Source organism: Oceanobacillus sp. FSL W7-1309, assembly GCF_038002145.1.
In the GTDB taxonomy this organism is placed as follows: Bacteria; Bacillota; Bacilli; order Bacillales; family Amphibacillaceae; genus Oceanobacillus; species Oceanobacillus profundus.
The window spans coordinates 1,120,351-1,138,422 of the sequence record NZ_JBBOBX010000001.1; the positions used below are offsets into that span (position 1 = coordinate 1,120,351).

The 18,072-nt window shown below is 39.7% G+C and carries 20 protein-coding genes; 13 read left to right on the forward strand and 7 right to left on the reverse strand.

Annotated elements, in window-relative coordinates; all coding sequences use genetic code 11:
- Window positions 1-22: 22 nt before the first annotated feature.
- Window positions 23-766, reverse strand: a complete 744-nt coding sequence (locus tag NST46_RS05100) for a GntR family transcriptional regulator (RefSeq protein ID WP_341136842.1) — start codon at window positions 764-766, stop codon at window positions 23-25.
- A 154-nt stretch (window positions 767-920) separates the two neighbouring features.
- Here NST46_RS05100 and NST46_RS05105 point away from each other — a divergent pair, with 154 nt between their 5' ends.
- Window positions 921-1,256: a L,D-transpeptidase gene (locus NST46_RS05105; protein WP_118888370.1), complete on the forward strand. Its 336-nt coding sequence runs from the start codon at window positions 921-923 to the stop codon at window positions 1,254-1,256.
- A 305-nt stretch (window positions 1,257-1,561) separates the two neighbouring features.
- On the forward strand, window positions 1,562-1,759 hold the full coding sequence (locus NST46_RS05110) for a hypothetical protein (protein WP_095310504.1): 198 nt from the start codon (window positions 1,562-1,564) through the stop codon (window positions 1,757-1,759).
- A 311-nt stretch (window positions 1,760-2,070) separates the two neighbouring features.
- On the opposite strand, the gene NST46_RS05115 is transcribed toward NST46_RS05110, so the two are convergent.
- On the reverse strand, window positions 2,071-3,120 hold the full coding sequence (locus NST46_RS05115; protein WP_118888369.1) for an NAD(P)/FAD-dependent oxidoreductase: 1,050 nt from the start codon (window positions 3,118-3,120) through the stop codon (window positions 2,071-2,073).
- A gap of 243 nt (window positions 3,121-3,363) precedes the next feature.
- Here NST46_RS05115 and NST46_RS05120 point away from each other — a divergent pair, with 243 nt between their 5' ends.
- From NST46_RS05120 to NST46_RS05145, 6 genes are all read left to right on the forward strand, one after another.
- Window positions 3,364-4,164 carry an ABC transporter ATP-binding protein gene (locus NST46_RS05120; RefSeq protein WP_095310500.1) on the forward strand — a complete coding sequence of 267 codons (801 nt, stop codon included), beginning with the start codon at window positions 3,364-3,366 and terminating at the stop codon, window positions 4,162-4,164.
- On the forward strand, window positions 4,161-5,069 hold the full coding sequence (locus NST46_RS05125; RefSeq protein WP_303446968.1) for an iron-hydroxamate ABC transporter substrate-binding protein: 909 nt from the start codon (window positions 4,161-4,163) through the stop codon (window positions 5,067-5,069). Before NST46_RS05120 ends, NST46_RS05125 begins: the two co-directional genes overlap by 4 nt.
- A 25-nt stretch (window positions 5,070-5,094) precedes the next feature.
- Window positions 5,095-6,105 carry a FecCD family ABC transporter permease gene (locus NST46_RS05130; protein ID WP_118888367.1) on the forward strand — a complete coding sequence of 337 codons (1,011 nt, stop codon included), beginning with the start codon at window positions 5,095-5,097 and terminating at the stop codon, window positions 6,103-6,105.
- Window positions 6,102-7,109: a FecCD family ABC transporter permease gene (locus NST46_RS05135; protein ID WP_118888366.1), complete on the forward strand. Its 1,008-nt coding sequence runs from the start codon at window positions 6,102-6,104 to the stop codon at window positions 7,107-7,109. Before NST46_RS05130 ends, NST46_RS05135 begins: the two co-directional genes overlap by 4 nt.
- Before the next feature lie 237 nt (window positions 7,110-7,346).
- Window positions 7,347-8,540 (forward strand): MFS transporter, encoded by a 1,194-nt coding sequence (locus NST46_RS05140; protein ID WP_095310493.1) that lies wholly within the window; start codon window positions 7,347-7,349, stop codon window positions 8,538-8,540.
- A 175-nt stretch (window positions 8,541-8,715) separates the two neighbouring features.
- Window positions 8,716-9,435: a YebC/PmpR family DNA-binding transcriptional regulator gene (locus NST46_RS05145; RefSeq protein WP_341136843.1), complete on the forward strand. Its 720-nt coding sequence runs from the start codon at window positions 8,716-8,718 to the stop codon at window positions 9,433-9,435.
- Window positions 9,436-9,499: 64 nt separating this feature from the next.
- On the opposite strand, the gene NST46_RS05150 is transcribed toward NST46_RS05145, so the two are convergent.
- From NST46_RS05150 to NST46_RS05160, 3 genes are all read right to left on the reverse strand, one after another.
- The gene (locus tag NST46_RS05150; RefSeq protein ID WP_095310489.1) at window positions 9,500-9,787 is read right to left on the reverse strand and encodes an RNA polymerase alpha subunit C-terminal domain-containing protein; all 288 of its coding nucleotides are present in this window, start codon (window positions 9,785-9,787) and stop codon (window positions 9,500-9,502) included.
- A 76-nt stretch (window positions 9,788-9,863) separates the two neighbouring features.
- The gene (locus tag NST46_RS05155) at window positions 9,864-10,580 is read right to left on the reverse strand and encodes an AAA family ATPase (RefSeq protein WP_341136844.1); all 717 of its coding nucleotides are present in this window, start codon (window positions 10,578-10,580) and stop codon (window positions 9,864-9,866) included.
- Window positions 10,581-10,605: 25 nt separating this feature from the next.
- Window positions 10,606-11,085 (reverse strand): GNAT family N-acetyltransferase, encoded by a 480-nt coding sequence (locus tag NST46_RS05160; protein ID WP_118888362.1) that lies wholly within the window; start codon window positions 11,083-11,085, stop codon window positions 10,606-10,608.
- A gap of 199 nt (window positions 11,086-11,284) precedes the next feature.
- Between NST46_RS05160 and NST46_RS05165 the strand changes: the two genes are divergently transcribed.
- The 5 genes from NST46_RS05165 to NST46_RS05185 all read left to right on the forward strand — a co-directional run bounded on the left by NST46_RS05165 (window position 11,285) and on the right by NST46_RS05185 (window position 14,461).
- Complete coding sequence (locus tag NST46_RS05165) at window positions 11,285-11,509, forward strand: DUF1659 domain-containing protein (RefSeq protein ID WP_118888361.1); 225 nt, start codon at window positions 11,285-11,287, stop codon at window positions 11,507-11,509.
- A 36-nt stretch (window positions 11,510-11,545) separates the two neighbouring features.
- The gene (locus tag NST46_RS05170; protein ID WP_118888360.1) at window positions 11,546-11,764 is read left to right on the forward strand and encodes a DUF2922 domain-containing protein; all 219 of its coding nucleotides are present in this window, start codon (window positions 11,546-11,548) and stop codon (window positions 11,762-11,764) included.
- A 74-nt stretch (window positions 11,765-11,838) separates the two neighbouring features.
- Window positions 11,839-12,003: a YvrJ family protein gene (locus tag NST46_RS05175; protein ID WP_095310480.1), complete on the forward strand. Its 165-nt coding sequence runs from the start codon at window positions 11,839-11,841 to the stop codon at window positions 12,001-12,003.
- 212 nt (window positions 12,004-12,215) lie between these two features.
- Window positions 12,216-13,568, forward strand: a complete 1,353-nt coding sequence (gene brnQ / locus NST46_RS05180; RefSeq protein ID WP_095310478.1) for a branched-chain amino acid transport system II carrier protein — start codon at window positions 12,216-12,218, stop codon at window positions 13,566-13,568.
- Window positions 13,569-13,816: 248 nt separating this feature from the next.
- Entirely contained in the window at window positions 13,817-14,461 is a 645-nt protein-coding gene (locus NST46_RS05185; protein ID WP_341136845.1) for a hypothetical protein, read from the forward strand.
- A gap of 61 nt (window positions 14,462-14,522) precedes the next feature.
- On the opposite strand, the gene NST46_RS05190 is transcribed toward NST46_RS05185, so the two are convergent.
- Complete coding sequence (locus tag NST46_RS05190) at window positions 14,523-16,133, reverse strand: L-lactate permease (RefSeq protein ID WP_303446975.1); 1,611 nt, start codon at window positions 16,131-16,133, stop codon at window positions 14,523-14,525.
- Window positions 16,134-16,166: 33 nt separating this feature from the next.
- A complete protein-coding gene (gene ggt / locus NST46_RS05195; protein ID WP_341136846.1) occupies window positions 16,167-17,816 on the reverse strand; it encodes a gamma-glutamyltransferase in 1,650 nt (549 codons plus the stop codon).
- Between the last annotated feature and the right edge of the window lie 256 nt (window positions 17,817-18,072).

Consider the following 18,072-nt stretch of genomic DNA (forward strand, 5'->3'; position numbering starts at 1 on the left):
CATTATTAGATTCATTACCTGTTTAATCCATTGTTATATCATACTGAAATTTATCACTTCGATATAAAATCTTTGTATATTCTAATACTTTTTCAGATTTTCCATCGATACAATTGCTTTCGACGACAATGAGTGGAACCATGCTTTTGCAGGCTAGCAATTCTTGCTCAAAGACAGTCGGAAAAGTTGTGCTAAGCAATGTTTTATTACTTGAGAACTCCTCGTATCCAAGCTGTCGATAATAAGCAAACATGGATTCAATTGCCGGTCCATCTTTCCCGATAACTGGGAAGTTCGTTTCACTGACAAAGGAGTTATGTATCGCAACTGGTTCGCCGTTTATATAACGTAATCTACCAATTTTAAAAATCGTATCTCCCTCCACCGCCTGTAAAATCCGATAGATTTTTGCATCAAAGGGGATTTCTTCGCAATAAACATTCTTGGTTGTTAGATCATAGCCTAGTTGCTTCATTTTATCCGTAAAGCTGATTTTACCTGTCAAATGCAAATCAATATGCTTTGATTCTTCTTTTAAATAGCGCCCTTTCCCTTGCTTAGAATAGACAATTCCTTGCTCTTCTAATTTCATCAATGCATTTCGTACTGTCATTCTTGGAACTCGGTACTTTTCTACAAGCACATATTCCGAAGGCAGCTTGGTCCCAGGTTTTAATGTCTGATTGGCGATCTGCCGCATGATATCATCTACGATTACGTTTTCTTTCTCGGTTGAAATAGTTTCATCCCCTTCCATTTTCCACATTACATATTCACGTTTTTTATATAAATTTGTAGCTTCATTATATCATTTAGAAGTCCTTAAGATTCATAAAAATCCATGGAAAGATAACGTTTATGAACACAAGTAGGCTTAATCCCATATACTTAAAGTAAATTAAAAGCAGGAGTTGATATTGTTGGTAAAATGGATTGATATATCGGTGGATAACCGGCAACTCAAGTTGTACGATGCTAGTATGTTGTTGAAGACATATCCAATTGCGGTTGGCAAAATTTTAACACCGACACCGACTGGAAATTACATCATCGTTAATAAAGAAGTTAACCCAGGTGGACCCTTCGGTGTATTATGGATGGGTTTATCCAAGCCGCATTATGGAATCCACGGTACAAATGACCCTTCTTCTATAGGAAAAGCTGTATCACATGGTTGTGTTCGAATGTATAACGAGGATGTGACAGAGCTTTCATCCATGGTGTCCATCGGAACAAATGTATATATCCATCCATAATCCAACAACACAGTATTTCACCGTTATAAAATACATCTCTTGTGATATTGAAAGAATGAACAAGAAGAAATTGATAACCCTACCTAATTTACAGTGTATACTTCTGCAAATAAATCACTTTAAGTCTTTTTACTCATATAATCTGTTCACCTCCCCAACAAAGGAATGACCATTTATATAAATGTAGTTAATAAGCATTACCAATAGTTTGATTTATTTAAATATTTTAACACTGGATTAATAATACATAAATATTTTTCATCTATACTGTAGTAGAATCAAATTTTTCTGAAGAGGTGATGACGTTGAAATTGAAAAAATTAACTTTCGTAACGATGTCAGCGATGCTTTCCACAGCTTTATTATTTGGATGTGCATCAGAGGATGAGGAAAATCCTGAAGAACCTGCAAGTGGAGAGCCTACAACTGAAGAGCCAGCTGAGCAAGATGATTCAGGTGAGCCAGATGCAGAAGAGGGAGAAGAAGAAGAAGGACAAGAATAAAACGTATCGACTGTTTGATATTGTCGATATAAACTGTAGACGAATTATACATCTCTGAAGTTTCTAGACGTTAGGATTTGAATGCGAAGAGCCGTTACTACTGTAACGGCTCTTATATGTGTTCAACTGTCTTCTATATCCTATTTGGTGTCCGTAGATCTGTCTCGCTCTACAGCTGACTTCTATGGACAAAACATATAAAACCGATTCTTCAAATGGAAAGAATCGGTTTTATATTGCACATTACGTTAGACATTTGTATATTTACAAACACTGATATTAATGAAATATAAAGGATTGCTCATTTTCTATCAATGCACCATGCTCTGAATAATTTCACGATTACGCTGTTTGAAAAGCTCATTGTGTGAAGAAACCATACCAAACTTTTCTGCACCTGGCTGAATATATTGCTTAGCCTTATTAACAGCATTTGCAGCATCCTGGAATGCACCTGCAATGAGATGTAATTTCCCTTCATGATGCAAAATATCTCCAGCAGCATAGAGTCCTGGAATGGAGCTTTCACTGCTCGCATTTCCAGCAATGTAGTAACCTTCTGCTATTTCAATATCAATTGGACTGTTCTCAAGAAGAGATGTGTCTCGCTCATAACCATGATTTATAATGACTTCATCTATTGGCAATGAAACAATTTCTTTCGTTTCATGGTTTGTTAGCTCAACATGCTCAATTAAATCCTTATTCGCACGTGCGATTAGCTTTGTAATCGAACAATTAAAGTAGCAAACTGCTGAACCATTTAATAACCTGCTTGCCTGTGCCTCGTGACCAGAAAGGACATCCTTTCGATACGTAAGAAACACATTCTTCGCAATGCTTTGCAGCTCATTGGCCCAATCAATTGCTGTATTTCCTCCACCAGAAATAATTACCGTTTTATCTTTGAAGCGTTGAAGTGATTTCACCGTGTAATTCAGATTCGAAACCTCGAATCGCTCGGCGCCTTCAATATCGAGTCGCTGCGGATTCAAGATTCCACCACCGACAGCTACGATTACCGTTTTCGAATAATGTATTTGCCCAGAAGCTGCTTGTAAGACGAACATGCCTTCATCATTTTTATTGATGGATTCAATCTTCTCATTCATTACTACGGTTGGATGAAAGGTTAAACCTTGCTCAATGATTTGATCAATAAATTTTGCTGCAGGGGTCGGTGTTAACCCGCCAATATCCCAAATCATTTTCTCAGGATATACATGAACTTTCCCGCCAAGAACTGGCTGATATTCAATAATCTTAGTCTTCATTTCCCTTAAACCACTATAAAAAGCTGAATATAGCCCAGCTGGCCCTCCCCCAATTACCGTCACATCAAATAATTCATCCTGTTTCACTTTCTTTCACTCCTTAAAAAAGCTTCCACTGATTATCATTCTCAATTGAAAACGCATTTTTGTCAAGAGCAAATCGATAAAACTTCTTATTAAATGTAAAAAAACACATCTGAATCTCCTTCATGAATGATTGTAAAAATAATGTATTGACAAAAGAAACGATGCAAATTATAGTTTAGGAGACTAGCTCGATAATGAGAATCATTATCACTATCCGAAGCTACCTGAAAAGAGGGACCTAACATGTTTCGTCTACAGACTGAAAATATAAATATTGGTTATGGAGAACACTTAATTGTGAAGGATCTTAGTGTTGAAATTCCAGATAAAAAAATCACAACCATCATCGGATCGAATGGCTGTGGAAAGTCTACATTGTTAAAAGCGATTACACGAATTATTGCACACGAATCTGGAACCGTCATTTTGGATGGTGAAGATATTTCGAAACAAGATACAAAAAAACTAGCAAAAAAAATGGCCATCCTCCCACAAACTCCTGAAAGCACAAACGGCTTAACGGTTGGAGAGCTTGTTTCCTATGGACGCTTCCCCTATCAAAGTGGGTTTGGGCGCTTAAAGAAACGCGACTATGAAGTGATTGAATGGGCACTCGAAGTTACGGGAACGTTAGAGTACCGCTTTCGTCCGGTAGACGCGTTATCTGGTGGACAGAGACAACGCGTCTGGATTGCGATGGCGCTTGCTCAGGAAACAGAGATTATTTTTTTGGATGAACCAACAACTTACTTGGATATGGCACATCAGCTTGAAGTGTTAGAGCTTCTGCAAAGCCTTAACCAGGAGCAAGAAAGAACAATCGTAATGGTACTTCACGACCTGAACCAGGCTGCTCGCTTTGCTGATTATATTATCGCATTAAAGGACGGACAAATCGTACAATCTGGCAATTGTGAAACGGTTATTACACATGATGTATTGAAAAAAGTATTCCAAATTGATGCGGAAATTGGCAAAGACCCTCGCACAGGAAAACCGATGTGCATCACATACAACTTAATGAAAGAGGAGAAACAACGATGAAAAAGTTAATTATTCCATTCGCATTCCTGCTTGTACTACTGATGGCATGTAGTAATGAAGGGGCAGAAACAGATAATACTACAGATAACAATTCAGATACAATCACCTATGAATCAGAAAATGGACCAGTTGAAGTTCCAGCTGACCCACAGCGTGTCGTCGTTCTTTCATCCTTCGCGGGAAATGTCATGGCTTTGGATGTAAACCTTGTTGGGGTTGATGCTTGGGCTAAAATGAACCCTCAGTGGGAAGAAGATTTAGCTGAAGTAGAAGAGGTTAGTGATGAGAGCCTGGAAACGATCCTTGAGTTGGAACCTGACTTAATCATTGGTCTTACTGGAATCAACAATGTCGATAAGTTAAACGAAATTGCTCCAACCGTATTGTTCACATATGGAGCTGTTGATTACTTAACACAGCATTTGGAAATTGGTAAACTGTTAAATAAAGAAGAGGAAGCTAAAAATTGGATTAATGATTTCAAACAACGTGCTGAGGAAGCAGGCGAAGAAATCCGCGCAGAAATTGGCGAAGATGCAACAGTTTCTGTTATTGAAAACTTCGATAAACAGCTTTATGTCTACGGCGACAACTGGGGCCGCGGAACAGAAATTCTTTATCAGGAAATGGATTTGAAAATGCCTGAAAAAGTTGCCGAAGAAGCACAGGAGGCCGGCTATTATGCGATGTCTTTAGAAGTACTTCCTGAATATGCTGGTGACTATATGATTTTCAGCCGATTTGATGAAACAGACAATTCCTTTATGGAATCAGACATTTATCAAAACATCCCTGCAGTAGCCAATGACAATGTTTTTGAAGTAAATGGACATGAATTTTATTTCAATGACCCATTAACATTAGAATTGCAGCTTGCTTTTTTCAAAGAAGCTTTCCTTAACTAACTATACAGAGAAAAGATGAGTATTTATGAAAAAGGAAACGAAAACGTCGATACCCTTTTATTACAAAATGATAGTAGTCCTGCTGCTCTTTGTTGGGACATTTATTGTATCCATTGTTTATGGAGCTGCCGATATTCAAGTAAAAGATGTGTGGCTGTCACTTGCTTCCAATGCGGAGGGAAGTGACATTTCCATTATCCGGGAAATTCGCTTGCCACGGGAAGTTGCCGCTGTTTTTGTCGGTGCAGCCCTATCCATAGCTGGAGCAATTATGCAGGGCATGACGCGAAATCCACTAGCTGACCCTGGCTTGCTTGGATTAACAGCAGGTGCAAACGCTGCACTTGCTGTTGCAATTGTACTGCTGCCATCTCTCAATTATTACGGAATTATGTTTACATGCTTCCTCGGAGCTGCAATCGGCGCTGCAATGGTGTTTGGAATAAGCGCTATTAAGCGTGGAGGATTTTCTCCTTTCAAAATTATTCTTGCTGGAGCAGCAGTATCTGCTTTTCTTCAAGCTGTATCGGAAGGAATTGGGATCTATTTTAACGTATCCAAAGAGGTATCCATGTGGACTGCTGGAGGGCTTATCGGCACAACATGGGGACAGCTGCAAATCATTATCCCATTTCTTATTGTAAGCATGCTTATTGCATTCGGGTTTTCTAGACAATTAACCATTCTAAGTCTCAATGAGGAAGTTGCTGTCGGTCTTGGACAAAAGACAACGCAAATTAAGGCCGTTCTGTTTGTCATCATTATTCTGCTAGTAGGTGCAGCAGTCGCATTAGTTGGAAATATGGCATTCGTCGGTTTAATGGTTCCACATATCGTCCGAGCAATTGTTGGTACAGATTATCGCTACATCTTACCAATGTCAGCTTTTGTTGGGGCAATTCTAATGCTCCTTGCTGACACACTCGCTCGTACTGTCAATGCTCCGTGGGAAACACCGATTGTCGCTATTATTTCGGTTTTGGGTCTCCCCTTCTTCCTGCTCATTATCCGTAAAGGGGGGAGAGCATTCACATGATACATCCAAAGTTAATCAAAAAACAACGAATCGTTCTAGGGTTATTAGTATTTTTTACCCTACTCACGATTATCATCAGCATGGGAATTGGAGATGCTGCATTATCCTATGATCGAATTATTCCAACCTTGTTTGGTGCTGGTTCATTTAAGGAGTCCTTTGTTTTATTTTCTATTCGCTTGCCGCGGATTATTGTTACAATTCTTGCCGGGATGGCGCTTGCTCTCTCTGGTGCAATTCTCCAAGGGCTAACGCGTAATGACTTAGCTGATCCAGGAATTATCGGCATCAACTCTGGCGCCGGAGTAGCAGTAGCGATTTTCTTTTTATTTTATCCAGTTCAATCTGGCACATTTGTTTACATGCTTCCGGTCGTTGCCTTTATTGGGGCGTTTCTTACTGCTCTGCTTATTTATGTTTTTTCTTATGAGAAAAAACGACCGCTCGACCCGACACGCATGATTATTATTGGTGTTGGTTTTTCACTGGCGTTATCCGGTATCATGATTGTTCTCATCTCATCCCAGGAACGTGCAAAGGTTAGTTTTATCGCGAAATGGCTCGCAGGGAATATTTGGGGAACGGACTGGCCATTCATTTTAGCAATATTACCATGGCTAATCATCTTCATCCCCTATGCCCTGTATAAGGCAAATCGCTTAAACATTCTTGCACTGAACGAACCGGTCGCAATTGGTGTTGGTGTTGCCGTAAAAAAAGAACGCATCCTTTTACTTTTCACTGCAGTAGCACTGGCAGCTTCAGCCGTCTCCGTTTCAGGTGGAATTGCATTTGTCGGGCTAATGGCACCCCATATTGCAAAATCGCTAGTCGGACCGCGCAATCAGCTATTTATTCCGGTAGCGATATTATTAGGAGGCTGGTTGCTGTTAATTGCAGATACCATCGGAAGAAACCTTGTCTCCCCTGATGGCATTCCAGCAGGTATTGTTGTTGCGCTTATTGGTGCACCATATTTTATGTATTTATTATTACGCAAATAGCAAGTTTTGCTGACAGTCTTTGTTTTAAGACTGTCAGTTTTTTTGTTTGGCTTGGGAGGTCGAGATTTCGCGGATAAGAGCTTATTTGGAGTGCAATTATAGAGAAGCCGCTCAATACTAATTACAGCTATCCAGGAATTTCTTCCCCTATACGTATCATCCAATTTATGATATATTATTTAGTTATTCTAGATAACTATTTTTATGTACGGTGATATGATGAAAGGAGAAACAACATTGAAACAATCTAGACCAAAACTATGGACGAAGGACTTTACAATCACTTCTGTCGTTAACTTTTTCTTAACGCTTGTCTTTTATTTACTCGTCGTAACGATCGGTATTTATGCCGTAGATGCGTATCATGCTTCGACAAGCACGGCTGGGCTTATTACGGGCATGTTTATTATCGGCTCCTTAATTGGAAGATTATTTACTGGACGCTATATTGACTCTATTGGGAGTAAACGGACATTGATGATCGGACTTATCTTATGTATTGTCGCCACGTCCTTTTATTTCTTGAATTTGGGTATTAGCTTTCTATTAATTACGCGCCTTATACATGGAATTGTGGCAGGGATGGCTAGTACGGCAGCTGGAACTATAATTGCGGAAACCATCCCAACATCACGAAAAGCAGAAGGTATCGGCTATTTTAGTATGAGTGCAACATTGGCTACTGCCATTGGCCCGTTTATTGGCTTGCTCATGGTTCAACAAACAACCTTTCCAATCATTTTTGCTTTCTGTCTTGTACTAGGTATCATCAATATAGTTATTGCCTTATTCGTGCGGGTAAATGAAGCACAAGAGGTGCACACACCAAGGGAAACAAAAGGCTTTAAAATCTCAAGCTTTGTTGCACCAAAGGCATTGCCAATTGCTTGCATCACGCTCTTGATTGCTTTTTGCTATTCCAGTGTGCTCTCGTATATTAACTTTTACGCTATTGATATCAATCTTGTGGAAGCAGCTAGCTTCTTCTTTCTCGTTTATTCAATTGCTGTTTTAATATCACGCCCAATAACAGGGCGTTTAATGGATTTAAAAGGCGCAAATATTGTTATGTATCCTGCCCTTATCATTTTTGCTGGCGGGATGCTGCTTTTAAGTGTCGCTGCAAGCGGATTTACTCTATTGGTGGCAGGTGCACTAATTGGTCTTGGCTTTGGTAATTTGCAATCTGGTTCGCAGGCGATTGCCGTTAAATTAACTCCGCCACATCATATGGGGCTTGCAACATCAACCTTTTTTATTTTTCTGGACGCAGGACTTGGATTTGGTCCGTACTTGCTTGGTTTCATCATTCCATATACCGGCTACAGATCGCTGTATATCATCCTTGGCATCGTGATTCTTGCTATCATGGTTCTATATTATTTTCTGCATGGAAAAAAGGACCGATTAACCATGGAGAGCCACGCATAACTTTTATGCAAATACTTTTTTGTTAGACAACACTGTTAGTCACCGATCTCTTAGATAGCTGTCAATATTGCACTTATGCAGTTAAAAAACTTTTCTTATCTTGCAAAAAAAGCTGGAAATCTAGCTTCTAAAGTTTTATAGTTTTATTTAGAGGTATAGAAAGTGAGTGGTCCAAATGGGACGTAAATGGAACAATATTAAGGAAAAGAAAGCATCAAAGGATAAGAATACAAGCCGAATCTATGCAAAATTCGGCAGGGAAATCTATGTTGCAGCCAAGCAGGGCGAACCAGATCCTGAATCCAATCAAGCTTTAAAAGTAGTGCTCGAGCGAGCAAAAACATATAGCGTACCAAGGCATATTATCGATCGCGCCATTGAAAAGGCAAAAGGCGGTTCGGAAGAGAACTATGACGAAAATCGTTATGAAGGCTTCGGGCCGAACGGATCAATGGTCATCGTTGATACGCTAACCAACAATGTTAACCGCACCGCGTCCGAAGTACGTGCTGCGTTTGGTAAAAATGGCGGAAATATGGGTGTAAGCGGATCTGTTGCTTATATGTTTGATCATGTAGCTGTCTTCGGTGTGGAAGGAAAAACAGAGGATGACGTGCTTGAACTATTGATGGAAGCAGATGTTGACGTCCGTGATATCGCTGAAGAAGATGGATCTGTGATTGTTTACACGGAGCCAGATCAGTTCCATGCAGCACAGGAAGCATTTAAATCTATTGGCATTACCGAATTCACGATTGCAGAGCTAACGATGCTCGCTCAAAATGATGTAGAGCTTTCTGCAGCAGATTTTGAGCAATTTGAGCAGATGATTGATGCGTTAGAGGATTTAGAGGACGTGCAAAACGTTTTTCATAATGTGGATTTAGGTGAATAAATTGTAAGAGGCGAGCCTATTTATAGGATTGCCTCTTTTTTTCCCTCATTATGGACTAATATCATTACTTACTTTTAAATGATAAACCTTCCATTTCCAAAGCCGCTCTCAACTTTGGCAAGGAAGCTGGCCCCATCCCATGAAGCTTTAAAATCTCTTTCTCCGTAAAATTTGATAGCTGTTGTACGGTTGTTATTCCTTCATGTTCTAATGCGCGTCGTGCAGGCGATGAAAGCAATGATAAAAATCCTGCTTTTGGCTTTCGTTCCTGTTCACAAACCGGGCATGTTGGGCAGTCACTGCTTTTATAATATGTATGCCCATTTGGACAAGTTCTCTCTGTAGTTGCCATTTCCGTTTTCTCCTCCTCTCTAATTTCCTTCTTCATTATACTGATTAATCTCATCAAGCATTTATTCCTATATCAATCAGGAATCACGAAAAATCTCCTGCAAAAACTTTTTTCGATGTTGTAAAAAATAGCTTGTTATTTGGTAATGTTCGGTCATCTCATAATCAATCTCTTGAATTTTCTCATCATCAAAACTTAAGATAACAGCATTTGGATACCCTAAAAGAATCGGAGAATGTGTAGCAATAATAAACTGGCTATCACCAGCCACTTCTAAATCATGGAGAATTCGTAAAAGTGAGAGCTGGCGCTGAGGTGATAAAGCAGCCTCTGGCTCATCCAATAAATAGATAGCATTCCCCTTAAACCGATTTAGAAAAAGCGAAAAAAACGACTCTCCATGCGATTGATGATGCAAGGATCGCCCGCCATATGCACCTTGGGCACCTACAGAATCAATATGTGTAGCAAAATTATAAAAAGACTCAGACCGCAAAAAGAAGCCGTTTGTGGCTTTCGGCATCCAAGAAAGGCGAATATAGTCCCCTAGTGCCGATTCAGAAGCAGGTACATCATAATAATTATTCCTGCCACCACCCGCTGTATTAAAGCCGGCCTTATCAGCAATCGCCTCTAGCAATGTGGATTTCCCTGTCCCATTCTCTCCAACAAAAAAGGTTACCTTGTTCGTTAAATCCAATTGACCGAAATTTTTAATAGCTGGAATCGAAAACGGATAGGTATGAAAAGGTGGGATACGATCACCTTGAAGTTCAATTCGTTTTAAAAACATGTTATCACCTGTAACCTTATTATTTTTACGATAATTCCTTTATATACCAAACTTCCATTGCATTATGTTCCGAGCCTTCCAGTGCTTTTTCAAGCTTCTGAAAGCCTAATTTGCTGTATAGGGCATTAGCTGCTTCAAGTTCCTTCAATGTTTCTAAGTAACAGTATGTATAGTGCTCTTTTGCGTAGTCGATTGCTACCCTCATTAGCTCCTTCGACAGACCCCTCCCTTGAGCAATAGGAGCGATGTACAGCTTTTGCAACTCGCAAATCTCCTTTTTCTGTCCAAATGGTGCAATACCCACACCGCCTATGACTTCATCCAGTTCATTCACCGCAACCCAATACTTAGCATGTGCTTGTTCTTTGTAAAATTGCGCCAGACTGCTCAGCTGGGGGTCAAAATAGGCTGTTCCTGGGATATCTAAGTTAAATGACTCCAATGAACGTTTAATAATTTGCTCCATTTTCTGATTATCCTTTTCTTCCATTTCACGAATCCGCATAGTTTTTTATTCTCCCTATTTTTTATCTCTTAGTGTAAACACGAGGATTTTTAATTCATTTTAACACAGAAGCTTCCACGTTATTACCCATTCTCTTTTTGAAAGCAGTAATCCCTCTTTTATACTTTTATAAAAAAATAAAAGCTCACCCCCTAATCTCATTTTCCTTCGATTGTAGTTGTGAATGGAGGTGAGAAACATGGCAATTGCAAATCTAACAAAGTCTTCCCTGCAGCTTGTGCTTCAAGATGGGATTGATTCTGAGTCCGGATCACCTATCTTTAAGAACAAAAGCTTTAACAATGTCAAAACAAGTGCAACAGCAGAGCAATTACTTACTGTTGCAACAGCTTTTGTAAGCTTGCAGGAGCGCCCATTGTACACGATTAACCGTCGTGATACAACAGACATTCGTGAAGGGTAAGTTGTGAAAAAATCTATTCAGAAAGGAGTGTAGATCATGCGCCGATTAGAGCTGAAATTTACCAATCAGGACGGGAAAATTGTTACGTACACATTGGATAAGCCAGTTGAACCAGTTGATCCTGCTGCTATTAATGCAGCAATGGATACAATCATCGAACAAAATGCCTTCACATCGAGCGGCGGCGATTTAGTTGCTAAGCATAGTGCACGTATTTCAGAAAGCACGGTCGAAGAAATCGACTTAGGGCAATAATCTTGTGAATATGACCAGTGGCAAATCACTGGTCATATTCCTATTTCAAAAGCTCATAAAAGGAGGAAATAATTATGGACGCGTGGATAGCTTTTCTGACCGAAGTTGGATTCCCGGTTGCCGTTACGTTTTATTTACTGCACCGAATCGAGGGAAAGCTGAATCAGCTCATAGCATCGATTCATGCACTGCCAGAAAAAATGGACGAACGAAAAGCCTATTACAAAGATCGAGCATAATAGACGTACTCTCAGCGTACCTTGTTCAATTTAAAAGGCACGCTGAGAACTATTTGTGGATGCGGAAAGGCGATTGGCAGCATAGCAATAAAAGCAGATAACTAAAGGAAACGATCTTAAAACGTGTGAACATTCCGTTCCTTTTATTGCTATAGCGAATCAATAAAAATGGTGTTAAAATAAATGTTATTCATCTAGAAGGGACATCAAGTATGCAACAAAAAATATCATTTTCTACCTATTCTATCATCGGCACGATGCTGTTTGGAATGTTCTTTGGTGCAGGGAATTTAATTTTCCCAATCCAGATGGGCCAGCTTGCTGGCACGAATTTCTGGCCGGCATTAATTGGATTTCTTATAACCGCAATCGGTCTTCCATTTATAGGGATTTTAGCATTTGGTTTATCCGGGAGCAACGGATTACGACAGTTAACCAGTCGAGTCCATCCACTATTTGGTGTTGTCTTCTCCGTGGCACTTTACTTAACCATCGGGCCATTTTTTGCTATTCCAAGAACAGCGACGGTACCTTTTGTGGTTGGTTTTGAGCCATATATCAATCCAGCACATGGCAGTTTATATCTAGGGCTCTTTAGCTTTTTATTTTTTGCGATTGTCTATTATTTCTCGTTGAATCCAGCAAAAATTATCGACTATATCGGGAAATATTTAACTCCTGCATTTTTAGTGTTTTTATTCATCTTAATCTCCATTGCTATCGTCAAACCAATGGGACCATTCGCTATGCCAATTGGCGACTATAGCGGTTTAGCTTTTATAACAGGATTTAAAGAGGGCTATAACACGATGGATGCTCTTGCATCACTTGCGTTTGGTATTGTTGTCATTCACGCAATTAAGGGACGAGGTATCACCAATCCAAAGGAAATTGCAAAGGTCACATGGAAATCAGGTCTTTTTGCCATGGCATTAATGATGCTGATTTATGGACTTATTACCTATATGGGGGCTTCGAGCGTATCGGCCATCGGTACATATGATAATGGCGGTTTAATCTTTGCCGCAGTGGCTCAGCATTATTTCGGATCATTCGGGACCATTCTATTGGCTATTATTATCGTACTAGCTTGTTTAAAAACGAGCATTGGACTTATTACTGCCTGCAGCGAGTTTTTTAATCAACTATATCCAAAAATCAGTTATAAATTATTCGTTCTGGTACTATGTCTAATGTCATTTTTCATTGCCAACTTTGGTCTAACGAATATTATTCAATATGCGGTGCCAGTATTAATGCTGCTGTATCCTTTAGCGATTGTTCTGATTATCTTAACCCTTTGTTCTTCACTATTCGGCCATAAGCAACGTGTTTACGCAACTGCATTGTTCCTTACTTTTTGCGTTAGTCTTTTGGACGGCTACAGCACGTTAGTCGATAGTTTGCCAAGCGCGTCTTTCAATTTGTTCGAATCCATTAAAATGTTCTATATGGATTATTTACCACTTTACGATATTGGTCTTGGCTGGATTTTACCAGCTATAGTTGGTGCCCTTATTGGGCTTCTATGGCCAACAAACTCTAAAGAAACTGCTGTTCATTAATGCTAATTGGATACCAGCTTAGAAGACTACTAAGCTGATATCCACCTCCTATTCTAAGGAAAAAACTCATTTACATATAACTTAGCCTATAATACTGTTGTGAACTGATCTACCGTTTTAAAAAATCAGAAATTCGTCCTTCACTATCTGGCTATTTTCTTCCATACATTTTATAAATCAAATTGATTTTTTCCTGCAAATCGTATTTACTTAAATTAACGATATCGAATGGAGGAATGTTTTCAATTATGGGGTTACTACTCAACTATCAATGGGAAATCTTTATTGCATTAGAAATTATATCCGTGTTATCGCTTCTCATCTTTGGTGTTGTCCGCTATTTTTTCAACAAACAAAAACGTAGCCTGCTCTTTCTCCTACTGTTTATCATTCTATTAATTTTAGAAGCTCTCTTAGGTTTGATGATATACCAAGAAACTGGAGAGATTTCTACCTTTTTAATTATCATTACTGTGTTTGTTCTCTATGCATGTACATTTGGAATCTTTGATTTTATGAAGCTTGATCGCTGGATGCGACAAAAAATTGGCAATTGGCGAGGGGTACAGCTGCTCACAGAAAAAGATATTCGTATCATGAACAGACAAAAGGACCCGAAATATATTGCTAAAAAATATCGGAGGAGTTCTACTGTTCACTTAATCATATTTGCCAGTCTTCAAGCAGCATTTTGGATTTATGGAACAGGGGGAACTAGTGAATTACTAGACTATCTGAAAGACTTATCTTGGATTGGAACAGAGAATGTTGCCGAGACACCGTATGCAAATGATACGATTTATAGGATTTCGATGATTTGGGGACTTATTTTTATTATCGATTTTATTTGGTCATGGTCGTATACCATTTTTCCAGCTAGCAAGAAGAATTGAGATCTCTTTAAAACTTAAAATCATCGATGAAGCCTCCCTGCTTCACCGATGATTTCTCTGTTTATCCTCCTAGAAAATGCAAGAATACACTCACAGCAGATACGCCGACACCTGCAAACAGTGCGAAGATAAGCGTAATCTTATATACTTCAGATTCTCTTCCTTGCGCGTTCGCAGTACTTGTTCCTAATACAATATTGGCTGGTGCAATGACATTACCAATTGCTCCACCTGTTGACTGACCAGCGATAACGAGTGGCAGGGATAACCCTTCCATCGAATTTACAACAGATCCATGTAATGGCGAGAACAGCACATTGGATGACGTATTCGATGATGTCATAAATGCACCAATTATCCCAATGACATTTGCTAATCCTGCATAAACAGCTGGTGGTGATATATCCGCAATTCCAAGGGCAAGTACGTTAGTCTGTCCTGAATTTTCCATAATCATGGTCATCGTTAAAAATCCAGTTATTGCTAGTGATGCCCCCAGAGCGTTATCCTTTAAGCCAGAAAATACATTCTTAGTTGTGTTTTTATGATGTAATCCTAAATGCTTGTACCAGAAGTAGGCAAAGATAACCGACACAAGTAAATAGAATCCTGGATGTGTAAGTGGAGCGATAGGAGAATACGCTTCTTCAGCCTCCATTTCAAAGCCATAGCCGGTTTCGACCGCCGGGAAAGGCGGTCCAAATTGAAATTGATCGAAAAAGCTTTGAATTGGTCCGATTCCAAGAAACACAATACTAACTACTGACAGTACATAATATGGCATAAATGCTTGGTGTAATGAGATATCCGGCTTCTCTTCCGATTTTGAATCCGTTTCTTCAAGAATGTCTGTTAACTCTTCCGTCTCTGATTTTTCTCTGTATTTCTTTCGTTTGGAAAGCATGAATAAAGCACCAAACGCTAAAATTGCTGGGATAAACGTACTCAGCTCCGCGTTAAAGATTAACATAGCAAGTTGTCCTCCACCATGAATAAGTGAAATAATTACGACAGCTAGAAAACCTTCTTTTACGCCTTTCCATTTAGCGAATAACCAACAAATCATGAATCCACCGATTATATTCGGTATCCATAATAGGATTCCGGAATATAGAAGTGTTAATGTCGTATCTTCAATCTGTACGGCATTAATTGTGGCAATCCAGCCTACACCGAGTGTTCCAAACATATTCGCCCATGAGTGTCCAATTAACGGGATGACAATAGCGGCAACAGGTTTAACACCTAACCCTACTAAAAGCGGTGCTACAACTGCTATCGGGACACCGAACCCCGCTACACCTTGAAGAAATGAAGCAAACACCCAACCAAACGCTAATACAAGAAACAAGTAATTTTGACTATGGTTTTGTACCTCTTCCCGAATGACTTTAAACGAGCCGGATTCATCCGTAACATGGTAGAGCAATAAAGCAAACCATACAACGAGAAGGATAAAGAATGCTTCCCAAAGCCCTTTGCCAAATCCAACTGCTAAATTATCCAATGGTGCTTCAAACATAAAGTAGCCTAGTAATGTCGCTACACCCATTGCGACCCACCCAGAGGTGCCGCCTGACCACTTAAAGACAACTAACATTAGCAAAAGCAGAACTAATGGTGTGATAGCTAATAGCCAATGCATTAAATCAACTGGTAAATTATTTTCCATCATTTATTCCTCCAACACAATTGTTTATCAAGCTTACCAGCACAGGGCAATTCCATCCCCACGCGGGTCCGCTCCAGCACTATATACTCCTCTTTCATGATCTATAATAATTCCTTGTGCATGGCCCATTGTCTGGGAATAATCCTCTACGATTTCAACTGTATGCCCACGTCTACGTAAGTCATTAATGATTTCATCTGGAACTCTTCCTTCCAGCTTGAGCGTGGAACTATCTTCACCCCATGTTCTGCCATACAACCAGCGTGGTGCTTCAATTGCCTGCTGCATGTTATACCCAAAATCGATAACTTTTGTAAGCATGGCACATTGGGTTTGGGGCTGCCCTTCTCCCCCCATCGCTCCAAATAGCATAAATGGCTTGCCGTCCTTCAATGCCATCCCGGGAATGATCGTATGGAACGTACGCTTATTCGGCTCTAACGTATTGGGATGATTTTCATCCAAACTGAAATGGGATCCCCGATTCTGTAAAAAGAAGCCACACCCTTCTGGCATAAATCCGGAGCCAAATTCGTGGAAAATGCTTTGGATAAGAGAAATACTGTTTCCTTCTTTATCAACGACGCTAAGATAAGCTGTATCACGTCCGTCGTCAACCTCTGGAAGCTCTTCTAATTCTTCTTCTCGATATACGTCATCCCACGAAAAATGGTCATAAACCTCTGATGAAAAAGATTTAGATAGGAGCTCATCATAAGGAAGATCAATCGTTTCCAGATCCGTAACCCATTTATCCCGAAAACGAAATTTTAGCTTAGCGGTTTCAGCTAGAAGGTGATAATATTCTGGAGTACCATCTTGAATCGAGGTCATATCGTTTTTCTCTAACATATTTAACATCATTAATACAGCAATACCCTGTGTATTCGGTTTTACTTGATAGATTTCATATCCTCTATAACTTGTCGATAATGGACGTTCCCATTCGAGGCTATGCTCTTTGAAATCTTCTTTTACTAGAAGGCCACCATGTTTCTCCATTGAAGCAATTATCTTATCGGTAATTTCTCCATTATAAAAGGCATCTCTTCCCGATTGAGCAATTTGGTTGAAGGACCAAGCTAAATCAGGCTGAACAAGCAGTTCTCCTGCTAGAATAGGACGATCATTTTTAAAAAATACCTGTTTTGTAGTAGCATGGTCGCTTAATAATTCAGCTTTTTCCTGAATAAAGTTACTTACTTTATCCGTGATTGGAAAGCCGCTTTCAGCATAATGAACCGCATCCTCAAACAAAACTTCCCACTTTAGCCTTCCATATTGCTGATGTAGCTCCCACCAAGCATCAACAGTTCCTGGAATGGTGTTCGCAGCTAAGGGGCCGCGCTCTGGAATCTCCCGGAGCTCTTTTTGTTTGTAAGCCTCTCGATTTACATAGCTGCCGGATTTACCGCTGCCGTGCATGGACTTTACTTCTTTTTCATCCTGATCCCAGATTAGTGCGAATAAATCGCCTCCTAAGCCTGCCATATGCGGAATAACGACACAAAGTACAGCATTAACAGCAATTGCTGCCTCTACAGCATGACCACCTTGATCTAGGATTCTTTTCCCAGTTTGTGTAGCTAGATAGTGGGGTGATGTTACGGCTCCGTTCATCCCCTCAGCTACTGGCCTTCCAGTCTCCAAAAACGAGTAATTTTTCCCTTTCTGAAGTCCCAAAAAAATACCTCCCGTATAATTAATTTGCTTTCCCTGTACCTTTTCCCCCAATCGCTTTACCTAAAAACGTTAAATTTAAGGACTTTAGTTTTATTTAGCAGTTATTTGGGAGTACTTTAGTGGAGGCGGGATCGCTTCCCTAGAGAGTGTGATCGTGTTATATTGACGATACCTAAATTAAAAACTCTCCATACAAGGATGAATCTTTTTTCACAACTAGCACGTATTTAAACCGTGTTATCGTTAAGAGCACATG